The sequence below is a fragment of the Paenibacillus sp. FSL L8-0502 genome (assembly GCF_038593055.1).
Classification (GTDB): Bacteria; Bacillota; Bacilli; order Paenibacillales; family Paenibacillaceae; genus Paenibacillus; species Paenibacillus polymyxa_D.
Genome location: NZ_CP151958.1, coordinates 5,588,364 through 5,604,430, shown reverse-complemented (window position 1 = coordinate 5,604,430; position 16,067 = coordinate 5,588,364). Strand labels below are relative to the sequence as shown.

17 protein-coding genes and 1 pseudogene are annotated in these 16,067 nt (G+C 42.8%); 13 read left to right on the top strand and 5 right to left on the bottom strand.

Features of this window, described 5'->3' with window-relative positions:
- Nucleotides 1-170: 170 nt before the first annotated feature.
- On the top strand, nucleotides 171-1,187 hold the full coding sequence (locus tag NSQ57_RS24530; protein WP_165145671.1) for an asparaginase: 1,017 nt from the start codon (nucleotides 171-173) through the stop codon (nucleotides 1,185-1,187).
- Between the two features lie 42 nt (nucleotides 1,188-1,229).
- On the opposite strand, the gene NSQ57_RS24525 is transcribed toward NSQ57_RS24530, so the two are convergent.
- A complete protein-coding gene (locus NSQ57_RS24525) occupies nucleotides 1,230-2,177 on the bottom strand; it encodes a Gfo/Idh/MocA family oxidoreductase (protein WP_342425437.1) in 948 nt (315 codons plus the stop codon).
- A 112-nt stretch (nucleotides 2,178-2,289) separates the two neighbouring features.
- On the opposite strand from NSQ57_RS24525, the gene NSQ57_RS24520 reads away from it, so the two are divergent.
- Nucleotides 2,290-3,249, top strand: a complete 960-nt coding sequence (locus NSQ57_RS24520) for a WYL domain-containing protein (RefSeq protein WP_342425436.1) — start codon at nucleotides 2,290-2,292, stop codon at nucleotides 3,247-3,249.
- A gap of 42 nt (nucleotides 3,250-3,291) precedes the next feature.
- Here the strand turns inward: NSQ57_RS24520 and NSQ57_RS24515 are convergent, their stop codons facing one another.
- Nucleotides 3,292-3,537: a hypothetical protein gene (locus tag NSQ57_RS24515; RefSeq protein ID WP_029518793.1), complete on the bottom strand. Its 246-nt coding sequence runs from the start codon at nucleotides 3,535-3,537 to the stop codon at nucleotides 3,292-3,294.
- Between the two features lie 213 nt (nucleotides 3,538-3,750).
- Here NSQ57_RS24515 and NSQ57_RS24510 point away from each other — a divergent pair, with 213 nt between their 5' ends.
- On the top strand, nucleotides 3,751-5,151 hold the full coding sequence (locus tag NSQ57_RS24510; RefSeq protein ID WP_069012261.1) for a transcriptional regulator: 1,401 nt from the start codon (nucleotides 3,751-3,753) through the stop codon (nucleotides 5,149-5,151).
- Nucleotides 5,152-5,360: 209 nt separating this feature from the next.
- Here NSQ57_RS24510 and NSQ57_RS24505 read toward each other — a convergent pair whose 3' ends face one another.
- Nucleotides 5,361-7,097, bottom strand: coding sequence for an ABC transporter substrate-binding protein (locus NSQ57_RS24505; RefSeq protein WP_069012260.1), 1,737 nt, complete (start codon nucleotides 7,095-7,097; stop codon nucleotides 5,361-5,363).
- 147 nt (nucleotides 7,098-7,244) lie between these two features.
- Here NSQ57_RS24505 and NSQ57_RS24500 point away from each other — a divergent pair, with 147 nt between their 5' ends.
- The 4 genes from NSQ57_RS24500 (at nucleotide 7,245) to NSQ57_RS24485 (ending at nucleotide 10,022) form a co-directional block, all read left to right on the top strand.
- Nucleotides 7,245-8,756, top strand: a complete 1,512-nt coding sequence (locus NSQ57_RS24500) for a DUF4173 domain-containing protein (RefSeq protein ID WP_029518789.1) — start codon at nucleotides 7,245-7,247, stop codon at nucleotides 8,754-8,756.
- Nucleotides 8,757-8,769: 13 nt separating this feature from the next.
- On the top strand, nucleotides 8,770-9,336 hold the full coding sequence (locus tag NSQ57_RS24495; RefSeq protein ID WP_029518788.1) for a hypothetical protein: 567 nt from the start codon (nucleotides 8,770-8,772) through the stop codon (nucleotides 9,334-9,336).
- 12 nt (nucleotides 9,337-9,348) lie between these two features.
- Nucleotides 9,349-9,504 (top strand): hypothetical protein, encoded by a 156-nt coding sequence (locus NSQ57_RS24490; RefSeq protein WP_176716881.1) that lies wholly within the window; start codon nucleotides 9,349-9,351, stop codon nucleotides 9,502-9,504.
- A gap of 269 nt (nucleotides 9,505-9,773) precedes the next feature.
- Nucleotides 9,774-10,022, top strand: coding sequence for an AbrB/MazE/SpoVT family DNA-binding domain-containing protein (locus NSQ57_RS24485; RefSeq protein ID WP_069081040.1), 249 nt, complete (start codon nucleotides 9,774-9,776; stop codon nucleotides 10,020-10,022).
- A gap of 84 nt (nucleotides 10,023-10,106) precedes the next feature.
- On the opposite strand, the gene NSQ57_RS24480 is transcribed toward NSQ57_RS24485, so the two are convergent.
- A complete protein-coding gene (locus NSQ57_RS24480; protein ID WP_209947593.1) occupies nucleotides 10,107-10,286 on the bottom strand; it encodes an aspartyl-phosphate phosphatase Spo0E family protein in 180 nt (59 codons plus the stop codon).
- A gap of 466 nt (nucleotides 10,287-10,752) precedes the next feature.
- On the opposite strand from NSQ57_RS24480, the gene NSQ57_RS24475 reads away from it, so the two are divergent.
- The 6 genes and pseudogenes from NSQ57_RS24475 to NSQ57_RS24450 form a co-directional block, all read left to right on the top strand.
- Nucleotides 10,753-11,292, top strand: a complete 540-nt coding sequence (locus tag NSQ57_RS24475; protein ID WP_340957400.1) for a hypothetical protein — start codon at nucleotides 10,753-10,755, stop codon at nucleotides 11,290-11,292.
- A 167-nt stretch (nucleotides 11,293-11,459) separates the two neighbouring features.
- Nucleotides 11,460-11,981: a hypothetical protein gene (locus NSQ57_RS24470; RefSeq protein WP_053326405.1), complete on the top strand. Its 522-nt coding sequence runs from the start codon at nucleotides 11,460-11,462 to the stop codon at nucleotides 11,979-11,981.
- Between the two features lie 106 nt (nucleotides 11,982-12,087).
- Nucleotides 12,088-12,972, top strand: a complete 885-nt coding sequence (locus NSQ57_RS24465) for a hypothetical protein (RefSeq protein WP_139116778.1) — start codon at nucleotides 12,088-12,090, stop codon at nucleotides 12,970-12,972.
- A gap of 242 nt (nucleotides 12,973-13,214) precedes the next feature.
- Nucleotides 13,215-13,892, top strand: a complete 678-nt coding sequence (locus NSQ57_RS24460) for a cell surface protein (RefSeq protein ID WP_340957395.1) — start codon at nucleotides 13,215-13,217, stop codon at nucleotides 13,890-13,892.
- Nucleotides 13,893-14,034: 142 nt separating this feature from the next.
- Nucleotides 14,035-14,259, top strand: a complete 225-nt coding sequence (locus tag NSQ57_RS24455; RefSeq protein WP_307350903.1) for a hypothetical protein — start codon at nucleotides 14,035-14,037, stop codon at nucleotides 14,257-14,259.
- 44 nt (nucleotides 14,260-14,303) lie between these two features.
- A pseudogene (locus NSQ57_RS24450) lies at nucleotides 14,304-14,502 on the top strand (hypothetical protein); the annotation flags it as partial.
- Between the two features lie 174 nt (nucleotides 14,503-14,676).
- Here the strand turns inward: NSQ57_RS24450 and NSQ57_RS24445 are convergent.
- The gene (locus tag NSQ57_RS24445; RefSeq protein ID WP_340957392.1) at nucleotides 14,677-16,056 is read right to left on the bottom strand and encodes a transcriptional regulator; all 1,380 of its coding nucleotides are present in this window, start codon (nucleotides 16,054-16,056) and stop codon (nucleotides 14,677-14,679) included.
- Nucleotides 16,057-16,067 lie beyond the last annotated feature (11 nt).

Genomic DNA, 16,067 nt, shown 5'->3' with positions numbered 1-16,067 from the left:
AAGCACGTTAGACAAGTCGCAGGAGGAAGGAAAGCCCGCGCTTGTTTGTCGTGCTTTTTTGGCCCCTCATATCTCCAATTCTTTTCCATTGCAAAGTAGCTTATCACACTTATTCATGATAAATTCTAAGAACAATACAGTGAAGATGTAATCGGGAAGGAACATTGGATATGAAAAAGGTTTTGTTCATTAATACCGGAGGGACCATTTCTTCCTCCTATCAGGAAAACGGCCTGACACCGACCCAATCGGCTGAAAATATTTTGGCGGAAATTCCGGAACTGAAGGAGATTTGCGAGATTGATGCCCATAATCTGATGAGCATTGATAGCACAAATACACAACCTGAGGATTGGGCTTCCATCGCCCGGATGGTACATCGTTCGCTCGATCAATACGACGGTATTGTCATTGCACACGGCACGGACACGATGGCTTATACAGCATCAGCCTTGAGCTTCATGTTGGGAACTGTAGACAAACCCGTCGTCGTGACAGGTTCGCAGGTTTCTATTTTGGCGGAGCACAGCGATTCCAAAAAGAATGTAATCGACTCATTCCTGACCGCATGTGGCGAGGTGGCCGGGGTTTTTGTCGTGTTTAACGGCAAAATTATCAACGGTAGCCGCAGTTCAAAAATCAGAACACGCAGCTATAATGCTTTTGAGAGTATTAACTATCCGTATATCGGACTCGTGGAGAACGGTAAGGTGATCTATACGGAGGGCGTATTTGCAAATCGCGGTACCGCTCGTCACCCATACAACGACGGGTATGCTTCGGAGGTATTTCTGCTCAGGCTGATTCCGGGTACGAATCCGGCGATCTTCGATGCCATTCAGGGCTTGGGCTATAAAGGTATCGTCATTGAGGGCTTTGGTATGGGCGGCGTTCCTTTTAAAGAAAGAAGCCTGATCAGCAAAATAGAGGAGCTGATGAAGGACGGTATGAGTATTGTCGTGACTACTCAATGTCCTTATGAGGGCGGGGATTTGACGATTTACGAAGTGGGGCAAAAGGTACTGGAGAAGGGTGTTATTCCGGGGTATGACATGACAACGGAAGCGCTGGTGACGAAAATGATGTGGGCGTTGGGGCAGACGGACGACCCGGCAGGGGTAGCCAAGATTATGGCAACGAACTACGCGGACGAAGTTTCCTTGCCTGCGGATACAGCTTCCTTATAGGAAGCTGATTTCCGTAGATGAGGATTTTGCAAAAATACCGGGTTAACGCTGGGCTTGCCCCAGTCTGCTTTTAATCTCAATAGCCACTTTCAGCGCTTGTACAGCTGACTCCAGTGGAATCAGGCTTTCCGGATGTCCACCAAAGCATTCAAGTGCATGGTCCAAACTTTTTTCGTATGGATTGGCAGATTCGAGGTTGATTTTTTGCTGTCCTGATGCGGTATATTCATATAATGCGGTAGGTATAAGATCGTTTTCGTCGCTTTCATGAAATACCAGCTTGGCCTCTTCAAAATATGCCTCATAGGCCACTGTGAATGGGTAGCTTCCCGGCAAGTGGGATGAGGCCATGACTTCTGTGAATGTATCCCGATGCTGAAAGTAAGCCCGAATCTGTGCTTGTTCAGGATGAGTAACTTCTGTACCCCAGACTGTACAAGGATCACAGGGGCCTAATAGCCAGGTCAATAAATCCAGTTCATGAATCATGAACTGAGCAGGGATGGAGCTTAGTCCAAGATCCCCCCACAGAGGAGACGTTTCTCTTTTCAAAGATAAGGAAATGAGCTTCCCGTATTTCTGTTGGCGGTATGCTTCATACAGATAGGTATAGGCAGGGTCAAACTTAATGAACTGGTTGACCAGAATCTTTTTGTCATATTGCTTCTCAGCTTGTTGCATAAGAAGAGCGTCTTCGAGATCAAAGCAAACGGGTGTTTCACAAAATACATGCTTACCGTGCTTCAGCGCGTCCACCGCATATGACCTATGCAGGTGGGAAGGCAGGCATAGATCGACGATATCCACGTCTGGATCCAGCAGAATATCCTCTATATTTTGTGTGACTTCTACGTTTAGCTCCTCTTTCAGCTTTTGCAGCTTGGCTTCGTTCCTTCCAAATACCATGATTCTGTTTACCTTGGGATGGTTGTTTAACAGTGAGGCATGATACGCGCCGAATCCCGTCCCCAATATTCCAATATTCATCATCCATCACACCTCTTTACTTCTATGATACACACCTATTACTGCCAACAGGGTGTCAACAATCTTTGCATTATCTTTTCAATTCGGGTTAACCATCTATTGTGGAGGAATGATTGTGAGACTGCATCGTTTAATCGCGATTTTATTATGTATCGAATCTAGAGGGAGAATGAAAGCCAAGGAATTGGCGTTGGCACTGGAAACCTCTGTACGCTCCATCTACAGGGATATCGACCTCCTGGCTGAAGCCGGCGTTCCGATTGTTACCGCTTCCGGCCCGAAGGGCGGAATTTATTTAATGGAGGGTTATACGGCGAACCTGAAACAGTTGAATGGCGGGGATGTCATTCAGTTGTATTTAACAGGGATGGGCATTTATACAGGCGGGCCCACGGAATCGGGTTTGAAGTTAAAGAATGCTCTGCTCAAACTGGAACAGACGATGCCAGACTCGTATCAGTCCGATATTAAGAAAGCCAAAGCGCGGTTTTATTTTGATGATACGCCGTGGTGGACGGAACGTATAGCCATTCCTTGTCTTGAGTCCGTAAGAGCTGCGGTGTGGGGGGCCCATAAAATAAACATTCAATATGAAAAAGCTGACGGAATCTGTTCTTCCCGTCATGTGCATCCCTACGGACTTGTGGTGAAAAAAGGAGATTGGTACCTCATTGCCTTCTGTGAAGTTGGGCGGGAGGTTCGGACCTTTAAGTGTGAGCGAATCAAGGAGGTTCAGCCGTCTGCGGAAGTCTTTGAGGTTCCGGAGGATTTTTCGCTGGAGCATCATTGGATGAGACAAGAAACCGCGTTTAAGCAGCTTTGTGCAGAGAAAGAATACTATCCCGTTCTGATCCGAACGAATAAGAAGCAAGCGGAAATCATAGCGAAAAGGATGGAAATCATCCAGTCTGTACAGGAAGGCACTCATTTCATTCTAACGGTCAACATGTATAGTTATGAAGCGGCCTGCCGCGATGCTATGGATTGGATTGGCAGGGTTGAAGTTGTGGAGCCTGTAATACTCCGACAGTTTGTGAAGGAAGAAATTAACCGACTTCAGAGGATATATGGATAAATCATTAAAAAAGCACCTGCCTAGGGCAGATGCTTTTGCTTGTTAAGTCCAGGCCCAGAGAAATCCGTCACGATCCCAGGCGATTCTGCCACCATGAAGCTTGCGAAATGCTTTTTTGATGTCTTTTTCCAGAGATACATGACCATGCTCGCTTATAAACACATACTGCTCTCCATACTTAGAGCGTACATATGCAATTGCATCTTCTTGTTTCAGGGTGCCCACTTCACGGATCTGCGCGACCATCCATTGTGCAATTTCTTGTTCTGCTGTAGGGGTGTTGTCCATTTGTCGTATCCTTTCCTGCGTACCGATTGGGTGTAGCTGCTCGGCTCACCTCCCCGTAGTATACGGCAATTCGGAGAATTATTGAATTTTTTGATATAAATTTACTGGAGCGGTTGGCTAAGCGAGCTTTCTTTTGTATAATTAAGGGAATATTCACGGGAATTTTCTTTTTTTGTATTGTAATCATGCAAGTAATCCCTGGGGGTGCCTGGTTTGAAGGAAACAACCACAATTCGCGCAGAGCTGGAACAGTACATCAGACGAGAAGGAATTACGATTAGTAAGTTTGGGGAGAACACAGGTATTAATGCAGGAACGATCAGTGCCATTATTAACGGTAATCGTCCGATTGCGATGCTGCTGTTGGATAGGATTGGTGCAGGCATGGGGCTTGAAGAAGGGAGCCTCTATGAGTTATACATTGATGAATTTATACGGAATACGGCACCGAATTGGCGACGGGTTCGTCCCTTTTTGCATCGCTGTGCAGAGCTGAACAAACTGGATTGTATTAAGCAAGTCGTGGAGTTTATGATGGACTATCTCATATACGCCCCAGCTTTGTTTGAGACAGCAGAAGAATTATTCAGCGAAGGTAAGCTCGAGGCTGCTGCAATTATTTATAAAAATGTTTCGGAAAGTGAGAAGTACCAACATTCAGAGCGTCTGGCGCTCTGCCAATACCGTTTATTTACGATTGCCGTTGGTGATGACCAGGACGAAAATTTATGGGCAGCCACACATTTCGAAAGCTTTGTGGACCGACTGGGTGAAGCAGACCAACTGGATGCCTTAAGAGACTTGGCTAATACCTATGCCTCCTTGCGGCGTTGGGATAAAGTAGAATGGTATGCTGAAAAAATGGCTCAAAAAGCCAAGGTACAATACGAGCAAAAATACGGAAATACCAGAAGACCGGAGCGTGGCAAGGAACCTAAGGGTCCTTTGTTTATGTATATTGTATATTCTTACGTGCTGCGTGCCGGGGTGTGGGATGAGCGCGGGGATTATCAGAAGGCACTGGAATTTGTATCCCTATACTCTGATTTGAGCTGGGTGCAAGAGGATACGGAAGAAGCTCGGCGTTTGAAGGCCCTTTGTAGCAACTGGGCTGAGGCCAACGGGTATTTATACCAGTTGATGTCCGGCAGTCTGGATGTGATTCCACAGTATGTAGATTATTTGGAAAAAAACGAAGGCGAAATTCTCGTGGGGTTACATAAAATTATGGTAGCGGCCAACCGTTATGATTTTAATGTAGACCATGTACTGCAACGTTTTGAAAAACAAATTGAGGCATTTGCAGATCAGCATGTTAAGGTAGGCACTTATACGGAGCAAATGTCAGCAGATCTCTATGCACGATTTTTGGCAGAGATGGCTTGTTATGATCTCAACAAACACCGTTATACCAAAGGTATGAAATTCTTGCTTGAGAGCCTTTCTTATTCCGTCGTGCTGAATGGTAATCCTGTCACCATCAAATGTGTAGGATTATTTGAAAAGTATCGGCATACTGCCACTTCTCAGGACAAAGAGGAATATAAAAACTTACTTGGAGAGGTAGAGTACATCCATGATAAAAAAGATCGTTTTTTCTCTGCTCGCATTTAATGTTTTTATCCTGTTGAATTTTCCACCCGTTACCCCTCCTATGGAAGATCCTAGCGATGTCCACAGTCATGGGTTGGGGGGATGGGCGCTTTCATCCCTTGAACCATCTACTTGAAAAGGTCTGGATTGTCGTAACCCAAAAGGTATCCTCTTGTGAAAAGAGGATACCTTTTTTTGGTCATCCGATGCGCTTGAATGGACCGCTTGGCTCAAGGCTTGGATGATGGAGGTACAGCAGGTGGAAACCAGACATGACGCAGATCCACCCAGCCCTGACTGTTAAAAGATACGCCGCGCACAGAAGGGAGATAGGCCGTCTGAACGGGTTTTTCATATAAAATATGCAGCTGGTGCTCATCCATGAGCCGAGTTTCGATATGTTCAAATTGCTGCGCCCTAACAGTGTGATCGGCCTCCCGTGCAATTTCACGCAGCAGTCTTTCGATATCCACACGGCTATGAGGCTCAACATGTCCGGATACATTCAGATACAAGTCAAACAGGCGTAATTGCTCATCACGGTCACGAAAGAGAGAAAAGATGATTAAGTCTGACTCCATACGGATAGATGAGCTTTTGAATTCATTCATAGATGCGGCCACGATGTTACAGGTATACCCACAGGATTCGAGCTGAGCCGCAACCCGGTCTGCGTCCGCTTTATACTCGGGAATGGTAGCAATTTGCAGTGCCGCCAGTGGTTCAAAAGAATCGTTAGATGAATTTACTGCTGGAGGAAGGGAGCGATGATCCAGACATGCTACAATGCGGGCACGTATTTCTGGGTTACGCAGCGGTCCATCCTTGTGTGTATTACATGTGATAAATTTGCGTACCGAAGCCGCTGAGTGAATCTGGCTCCATGCGGTATCCGTATCTCCCGCCGATACGGGATTATGGATAATGTGAAAAGAAGAAGCGGTGTCTTCCGTATCCGGCGATTCCAGCTTAGTCGCCCACGGGAGTTGGACAATTTCCACTCGGTCCAGATGAGCTCGGCCTTGAAAATAAGGTGCGAAAGCCTCCAGTGTACACAGGCTCTCGTTCATTTCCGTGACTTTGAATGCCCCTGTACCGACAGGGTGGATGCCAAAGGCGGCTTCACCCACCTGATTAAGCTCACGCGGCACAATCGCAGCCCGGCTGGTACACAGGAAGGATAGAAATAGCTCGTTTGGCTCCTTTAGTACGAAACGTACCATCGTCGGACTTAACGCCTGGACGTGCTGAATTTGCCGGACGATAAAATGGTAAAGTCTCCTTCCCGGGGCCCGACTCAGTCGCTCAAAGGTATAGACGACGTCTTCAGCGGTGAGTATTTTTCCGTTATGAAACAGCACTTCTTTACGCAGGAAAAAAGTCCACTGTGTACGAGTGGTGTCCACCTCCCAAGCGTGCGCCAATCCCGGCAAAATCTCGCCGCTTTCGTTCGCCCGACGGGCCAGGCCATCAAAGACGTGGCTGGATACGAAGGACTCGGCAAGCCAGTTCAAGTACAACGGGTCCAGCGTATAAAGTTGCTGGCGAATAGGCAGACGCAGCGTGTCGATCTGCTGCTGATCACTGCGCACCTCCGCGTGGTGCCCAAAATAATTTAGCAGCCAGCCTTGCAAATGCTCTTGCATGGTGGAGGAGCGCGAATGAACTCGGATCTCATCCAGCGCGCGTTTGATATCATGGCGGTCTATGGCTTGCATCATGGATTGCACGGCAATGTCTTCCGGCTGAATAAGGAAGCGCAGACTGGAGCGGCGGCCTCTGCCTCGGCGGGGAGTCCATTGTATCCAGTCATGCTGCTCCATTTTCTGAATGATCATCAAGGCGTTGCGGTGAGTACAGTCAAAAATAGCTGCTAGCTCATCCAGCGTCGTCTCTATAGTATGGTTTTCGTCCTTGTCGTCAGCTGCGTGTGAGTGAAGTCGTAAAAATTGGGCATGGAGTTTCATTCAAGGTTGCTCCGGTTCCCCTATATTTGATTAAAAGCGTAGCCACTTTTATAAAATAGGAAATTTTGTTTGAATTAATTTCTCTTTATCTTCTTATTTTATCATCTACAATAAGGGTTATAAAGCATATTTGCGGAGGTATTTATCATGCATGACAAGATGAATGGAACGTCTTTGCCGAAAACGTCGTTTCTGTCTGCCTTTGCTGGCGCAATTGTGTTGGCGCTGGTTCATCAATATCTGTTCTTCGGACATGGGCTGGGCGTGTCTATGCCAATTTTTGTTATTGGGTTTTACGCCTATATGTATGCCTTTAATCGAGATCGTTTCCAGCTCAAATCATGGATAGGGCGTTTGCTGTTTGTGATCATTTTCATGCTGGCATTGACATACGTGCTGTTCAATAATCCGATCCTATATGTGTTAAATGCGCTGGCGATACCTGCTCTGATTAGCGTACATATGGTGCTGCTGTTCGGGGAGAAAAGGCATGGCTGGTCAGAACCCGGTATTATCGGTCAGGCGCTAAGCCATTGGTTTTATCAAAATTTTCGCCATATCGTGACTCCGTTTCGAATGTTTAAGACGGCAGCCTTTCGGAATGTAAAGGATGAGCGTAAGCGTGTATTGGGTAAAGTGATAATCGGTCTACTTATTGCCTTGCCGTTGCTACTCATTATTATATCTCTGCTGGCTTCGGCAGACGGGATGTTCGAAAAGTTGTTATCTGGCATACCCGAATGGATTGGCACATTGACCTTTGGGAGTGGTTTGCCACGGCTGATCTGGATCTGCTTTTTCACCTTCTGTTTCTTCTGTTACTTGTGGGGATTTGTACAGCCTGCTCCGCGTAATACGCAGAGAGAAACTCAGTCATCAACAGTACCTTACCACGAGCCGGTGGCGATCAAGTTTGATCCTGTAATTACCGCTACGGTGCTGATTGTCATGAATTTGGTGTATGTTGTGTTCGTCGTGTTGCAGTTCGGATATTTGTTTGGTGCATGGGAAGGTGCTCTGCCCGAAGGAACCTCGTATGCCGAATATGCGAGAAGAGGATTCGGGGAGCTGGTTATGGTAACAGGTATCAACTTTGTGCTGATGATCAGTGTATTGAAGTGGACTGAATTTGGCTCAGGTATAGTGCAAAAAATGAACAGCGGCCTGCTGTACATACTCGTGGGTTGTTCGGGTGTGATGCTGTATTCGGGATATACCCGGCTGGTTATGTACGAAGAAGCATACGGCTATACGTACACCCGCTATTTGGTACACGCGTTTATGATTTTTCTGGGCTTGCTACTGCTTATTGCAGCAATGCGCATTCATTTCCGTCAACTGCCGTTGGCGAAATATTATATTGTACTCGCTCTGGTCGCCTATGTCGTCGTGAACTATGTGGGCATTGATATACGGATTGCTGAAAATAATCTCGAACGGTATCGCACGACATCGGTGATAGATAAGGAATATTTGAGTGAGCTATCGGCGGACGCGATTCCGCTGCTGATTGACTTTAGCCGTAAGGAACATGGAGCGCTGGATGAGTTTTTACAAGCCCGTTTGACGAGCATGACGAGAGAAGAATCGGCTTGGTCTGAATTCAATTGGGCAAAGTATCGAGCGCAACGAGAATTGCACAACTATATTTTGGAATGAGAGGTGTTTGGGAATGATCGGAACAGATACAGTGGAGGGTATGGTATTGGAGCTACAGGATGAGATGTCACAGTATCAGCATCAATTTGGTGTAAGACGAAACCATTTTCTTGCGGAGGCGATGTCCTACGGAATGAGTGAGGAGGAAGCTCGGTCTTATGCTATCCAGAGTATCGGTCCGGTCGTTCCCGTCGCCTATATGCCTACGTTGGCCCCGGGTAAAACCCGACCGCTCAGTCCGATGCTGGCAGCGCGGTACCGATATGCGGGGGATTGGAAGGACATCGACGAGCACCTGCTCCTGCCGGATGAGGTGCTGCGGATCGCAGGTACAGAGCAGTTTCGCAGCTGGATCAGCGATATGCGGAATTACTGGGTGGAATCGGCTCCATACCGATTCGGGGATGATCGTCTTTCGCTGCTGTCGGTTGCAAGCGAGGAAGAGGGTCACTTTTCCATGCTCGTCTGGAAGGAACCCGGTGAAGAGCCTGAAGTATGGACGTATGCTTTGCAGCATGAATACCGATTCAGTCATCTGCTCCATTGGTTCAAGTGGCTGAACGGGCGAAGTGAAGAATGAGAGGTACAGATGATGAAAAAGAATCGTAATTGGGTCGTGCTATTTATCGGCATCGCTCTGATGATGGGGGCAGCAGACTATTTAACACAAGCTAAGCCTACGACTCCTCCTGAGCTTATCGTTCCAACCGTAATCAGTGAAGAAAGCCTTCAGTTAAGTGATGATTAGGCTTTTTCTTCTGCCTGTTCGTATCGTTGGATATTCGGGAGGGAGTCTGGCTTATTAAGGTAAAAAGCATGAACGTACCCATGATTCTCCTTTAACGCGTAACTGTGCGCTTTGCTGGGAGGTTTTCCTCGGCAAGGCGCTTTATATTTTCTCCATGTTGAACACGGTTTTTTTCCGGTTCTTGCCATGTCATGAAAAATATTTACTTATTTCAAGCATTTATGCCTATTTTTGAGCTACTGATATTTTTGAAATAAGGAGGTTGTTTCTTGGATCGCGTAGGAATGGTTAGGGACTTGGATAGCTTAGGTCGGATTGTCATCCCCGTGGATATAAGAAAGCGTCTGGGGATTGGCAAGCATACAGCCATGGAGTTTTGGATGACGGAGAGTGGTTTGATCATGCGACAATGCACGGGGAAAGTTTGTACCTTATGTGGCGAACTTCAACATCTTACATATTTTAAAAATGCTTGGATCTGTATCTCTTGTATGAATGAATTGAAAAATAAACGATAAAGCTGGCAATCGGATGATTTGGCAACTATGTTACAATAAAAGGGCGAGTGACCCACCACAAGTTTCTCGCCCGGTCGATTGCCTTCAAGCAATCGGCTTTTTTAATTTTGCATAGTATATCCGATTGTATTGATTAATCAGTTCGTCCAAGACCATAGATTGACGGAGTACATAGATATGCTCTAGTCCATATTTCGCTTGCAAATCATAGAGCCGCTGTCGATTTTTCTCCAATCGTTGTTGCAAAGTTTCTTCACTTCCCATCATACACCCCTCCTTAGGTGATACTTATTTTAGGATGCCATGTGTATTTATGGGAAAAGTGAAAGTACATGAGGAATATCTTTTCTAGAAAACAAAAAAACGGCTCGTCTAACTCTGATTATTTGATCGATAAGGTCAATGTAAAAAGGAATTATGCTCTCATAAAGTTTTTTTGTGAATATTTCTAAAGAAATTAATACTGTTTTGAAACTTGGAATCTGTACAGATTCCAACATTATAAGATTCCTACCATTTCAAGCGTAAAGCAAGGTAAGTCAATGGGTATCAACAAATGATAGTGTATTAGAAATATGGGATTTTATTTGGTTTATATTGGTATATGTATAGTCTTCTAGTTAATGACAACATGAATTTTTTTCACTATAATATGGATAAATAAGTTGATAGATTACATAAATAGAAATCTACATCTTGCACTTCGAATTTAGATATTAGGGAGGCAAAAATGCATAAAGGCAAATGGAAAATTGTTTTTATTCTAATCAGTATAGTTCTCATCGTTGTAGTTTCAAATTACTTCACAAGAGATAAATACACCGCCATTAATGAGGATACAATTAAAAAAGTTTCAGGCAAAGAAGAGTTTGAGTTACTAAACTACAAAATAGTAAATAATGTAGACAAGCCATTTTCTCTAATAGCTTACAAAGATCATAAGCGTATCGGAGTCGGAATGTTAACTATAGTAAATGGACAAGAGGAATTTGTAAGAGAATTAGAGATTCAGGAAGATAAAAAGCAGGTAGTGCAAACCATTGGACGCAAAAGAGGCTCTCCGTATTTGGCGCTTTTTATTAACAGTGAGGAAATCCTTATGTATGGCAAAACTATATCTATTACCTTTCCAAATCAGCGTACACAGACAAAAAAAATGGATGTTAAAGAAACAGTATATATCTTCATAAGTGATAGTTCTGATACACGTTTTAAACCAACTGAAGTAGATATACGAGATGGTCAAGGTAAAGTGATTTATAAAAAATAATGAAGTGAGACTGTATAGTATTTTATACATACATTTATTACTAATAGAAACAACTTTTTATATTTAATTGTTAGGTATCCTATCTGTTCTGGTATGCAAACTCAATTACACTATGAGTTGTAAGGGAGTTTTGTATAAATAAGCTCACAAAAAGGAGAAAAAAGACTATGAAGAAGAGAGTTTTATTGGGAACGCTGGCTTTAACTTTTATGTTTTCTGCTTCCGCTTTTGCCACTGAAGTATCGGAAAAAGACTCAGAATCTGTAAAAAGTTATTCCTACACTAATGAAGACAATTTTATAGTTAAAGTGCAGGAAAAAACTTTTACACCTTTGTCAGACGGAAGTGGGATTACTTTGGCCGCTTCTCCTGATTGGACGTGCAGCACAAAATTAGGAAAAGCTTTTAAATTTCCTGTTCCTCAGGCACAGCTATTTTCAACAGGAGAAACAAGATCTTCGTTTGTTGCTAGTAAACTTGGCGTAGTGACTCGTTTATATCACAATGGAGGGATATTAGCGACTGCTTCTGACACACAATCGAATACTAATCTTGCTGCTGCTACAGCATGGCAAGGTACAATGATTTTGCCGAGCTATGATGCTTATGGTTATTCTAATCACTCATTTGAAAGTAAAGGCTATAGTAGTTGGTATCCAGAAACTAGAGAAGATTATAACGGTTGGTAGTTATGGCTAATTACTCTTAAATATAGAAAAAGAGGCGGGAACCAATTTCCTGTCTTCTTTTTCAAAAAATAGGATGTGGATAAAACTGAAAAAGTTATGTATATTTTTGTTATTTATATTGTTTGTAGGCTGTAGCAACGATACAAATTCAAGTATCGAGCAGAACATAGTACCCAATGAAAAGAGGGCGCAGGGCTATTCCTTAGGTCTTTACAATAGCAATTCTACCATAGAAGCCGAGCGTTCATTTGATATAAAAGATGAAATTTTTGAAAAAAATATTATATTTACGAACAAGACTAATCAGGACAGGGTATTTATATTGCTTGTCTTTGATAATGGAAAGCAAAGAAACTTTAAAATACATGATAATGATATGCGGTACTTTCGCTTTACTTTAGCTAAAAATCAAAGTGAGACAATTCCTGTGAAAATAGAAGGTATCACAGACGGATTCCATGCGACAAATTTTATTATTCTCAAAAATCCAGATGAAGTTGTGACAGATAGCAACACATTAGCAAAGGCCGATTCTCTATCTCAAACATATAATATTCGAGTAAATTTGTTTAAGAATTTGGATAAAATTCCTATGGAGCGGCCTCAACAAGTGAATAGTGAAAAATTAAAAGAAGCGCGTATAGATGGTATTTTTGTAGGTAAGCAAGGTGATGCTTATAAAGCCTTGTTACAAACGGAGGATGATAATCTAAGATTCAACGTTCTGTACGGCAACTTATCGGAGGAGTCAATTGATTTTTATATTGTATCGCTAGTCGATTGGGAGCAAGTAAATATAAATAGCAATCAAAATATTTATGATAAACTCGCTAAAGGAGAGAACAAAAAAATCACTGTATCTATAGACAATAAGAAGAATGGAAAAGTCATGATTTTATTCATGCTGACTAATCCATTTTCGCCCTTGCCTGATGATAATCCTTATACAGCAAGTCCTAATGCAAGTTTTAAAGTTAAGCTGATAGATTAATTTTTTTGAGCTACTGCATTTTTTTGTTTTCGCCCAGTCGATTGCTTGAAGGCATTCGGCTTTTTTAATTTTGCGTAGTATACCCGATTATATTGATTGATCGCTCATGCTCTTGGGTTGGAACATAATACAAGTAATGATGTAATGTACGCGTTTGTTACGTCCATAACAATGCTCAGCGCTAATGATAAAGCTTCATTCGTTCTTGCTTATAAAAGATACTAATTAAGGAGGTACAACCAATGAGAACTAGCATGAAGAAAATATTTATGTTCCTGTCCCTTTTCACAATGATTGCCATGCTGGCTTCCGGTTGCTCCAATAGTAATGTAGACAAGAATATAACGAAGGCTGGCGAGGTTCCGACCAGTTATTTACATGCTTCATTTGATATAAATGTAGATAACTCTAAAGAGGTTGTAGGTTTTGCAGATTATGTATTTGTAGGATTTGTAGAAGAAATGACTGGAACTGATTATAAATTTCCTGTAACGAAAGAAACGGAAGATGGACCAAAAGAATTGAAAAGTCCCTATACGAATTATTCCATTAAAGTGCTTGATAATATAAAAGGTAATCTAAAGAAAGATGTTTCCATTCCTCTTCAAAAGTCCGGGGGATTGAGTGAAGATAAGAGCACATATTTCTTATTTGAAGATGATTCCCTACCACAAAAAGGAAAGGTGTATGTGTTTACTGCGACCGCAGAGCAGGATGGTTCTTTACTAGTATCAGGACCTAATTCTAACATAGAGGTAAAAAAAGATTTTTTTTCGAAAAATAGTATCCAGAAGCTTAGTGAAGAGAGCATTGCTAATGAACTAGCCAAAACAGAGGAGTATAAAACGTATCAAGATGCTTATAAAAACGAGATTGTTAAAGATCGAAAAAGATTTACATCCAAGTATGAAGCTTCTTAATATGAGCATTATGCATAAATTCCCAGAGGAAATCGGATGAGGGGAAACTCTGAATAACAATTTCTGATATAGATTCTTGTAAAGCATATCCCAGTGGTGAGGTACTCTGCTTGAGCTTATCAACTGGAAAAAGGACAAGATTGTGTTTCACATAGGTAAGGAGGATTTACACGAAGTATTTGTCTTTAATCAAACGCTTAACATGGATGCTGATCAAGCTTCCGTAGATATTCCCGATAGGAAGCGTCCAAAGATTGAAAAGGACAGCTCAGTTTCTCAAAGCATTTCATTTGTTACTGTAAAAGATCCTCTTCAATATATATTAGTTGCCGGTAGAACGATAAAAACAAAAGATGAGCTTAAGTAAAAAGGGAAAATAAATTATTTATAGCGCTTTCATTGGAAGGCGTCAGGCTGTCGAGAAGTCTTGGTAGCCTCCTTTATACCTACGATAGAGCAAGCTTCGCGCATGCTAAAGACCTTCACGGGTTTCGCTATTGCCGTTTGCGCGGACTCCCCAATCTCTGGGAACAAGCCTTGAATAACGGCAGCCGTGCAGAACATGAAGAAGATGGCGATTCACCTGGATTGCCTGGAGAGACGGTGGTAACCCTCTCGTTTCTCAACGTTACACATGCCAGAACATAAAGAGAAACCCAAGGTCTTAAAATGATCTTGGTTTCTCGACAATCTGAACCAGCTCGAAGAGCTGGTTATACAGTAGAGTTCCAATTGTAGTAGTAGCCATTTGGTTGAGGTGTCAAATTCAAAGCAACTTGCATTTCTAAAAGTAGAATAATCTTTCTTTCCGCACTTCAGTGATTAAATTGTGATATTCTAAACATATTTGTTTGGTTGAATAAACTTTAAATTGCTCAAACAATCCCGTACATTTGATGTAGAATACTTCATTATTTAATGAAGCAGATTTTCTTAAGCAGTCTATTAGGTATTTAAAACCGTGAGAATACATAGCTCTATTTAAACAGTAGTGAGCCAATTCGTATAGTAAACGAATGAGCTGATCAGATATATTTTGTGGGTCATATACGCTTTCTGGGTGTTGTTTAATATACTCTGTGATCTCTAATTTAAAGCGTTGGATTACATTATCTACATTAATATGATATCGGTTAGCAGCTTCAAAGATGTTGCATAAGGCTATAAGAGTTTCATCCTTTTTTGATTCAATATATGTTACATAATCCGAAATTACGCTCCCATCCCCGGACAAGAGCTTAATGACATAAAAATTAGCCTCTGCCCACTCTTGGAACAGTTGCTTCCAATGTTGAGCATCCTCGCTCGTCTCCACTACCCAACTCACATCTCCATAAGTGCGAATATATTGTAGTGTTCTCTCATAGTCACCTTTCGCTTCACAAACACATGCATGGAGCAAATTTGAATAGGCTATGTAGTAAAATAGCGGTCTGATGGGTCTCTTTGGAGTTCTCTTTTTCTTTCGCTCCTGATGGTAAGTCAAACGATACTGAATTTGAGCCTTATAGTCCATTACAGATGCCCACTTATCTAGCTTATCCCATTGGCGCAACGAGAGATATATATTCGCCAAATTTCTTAGTGCCTCCAACTGATCGACCTCATTCAGCCGCTCAACATAGGGCTCAAACTGATTGGCAGCTTCGAGATTTCGTACATGATCGTCCCCTTGCTTCGCCATAAAAATGCGGTACTGACAAAGGGCTAGTCGCTCGGAGTGCTGCTTTTTCTCACCAACGGCTACGCTCTCATAAAGGATGATGGACGCTGCAAACTTTCCTTGTTGGAAAAAGTCCTCAGCTATGGTAAATAGGGCATCACCGTATGTTAGCTTCTCCATGAGCAAGATGACAACCTGCTCAATGCAATCCAACATGTTCAACTCTGCACAATTGTACAAAAGGGGTCTGACTCTACGTATGTTAGGGGTTGTTGCACTCAAAAATTCCTCAATATAATTCTTGTAAAAATGTCCTTTGGGGTGACCCAAGGTGGCTGTAATACGATCTAATTGTTGAACGGAAAGTGTACGGTTGCCTGTGACGATCCCGCTTACTGTACCCGGGTTTATACCTGCCACCAGACCGAATTGAGTAATGTTTAACTCATTCTGTTTCATGAAGTTTTCCAGTTCTGCGCGTATCGTGGTTGTAGGTTCCAAGTGTAACAACC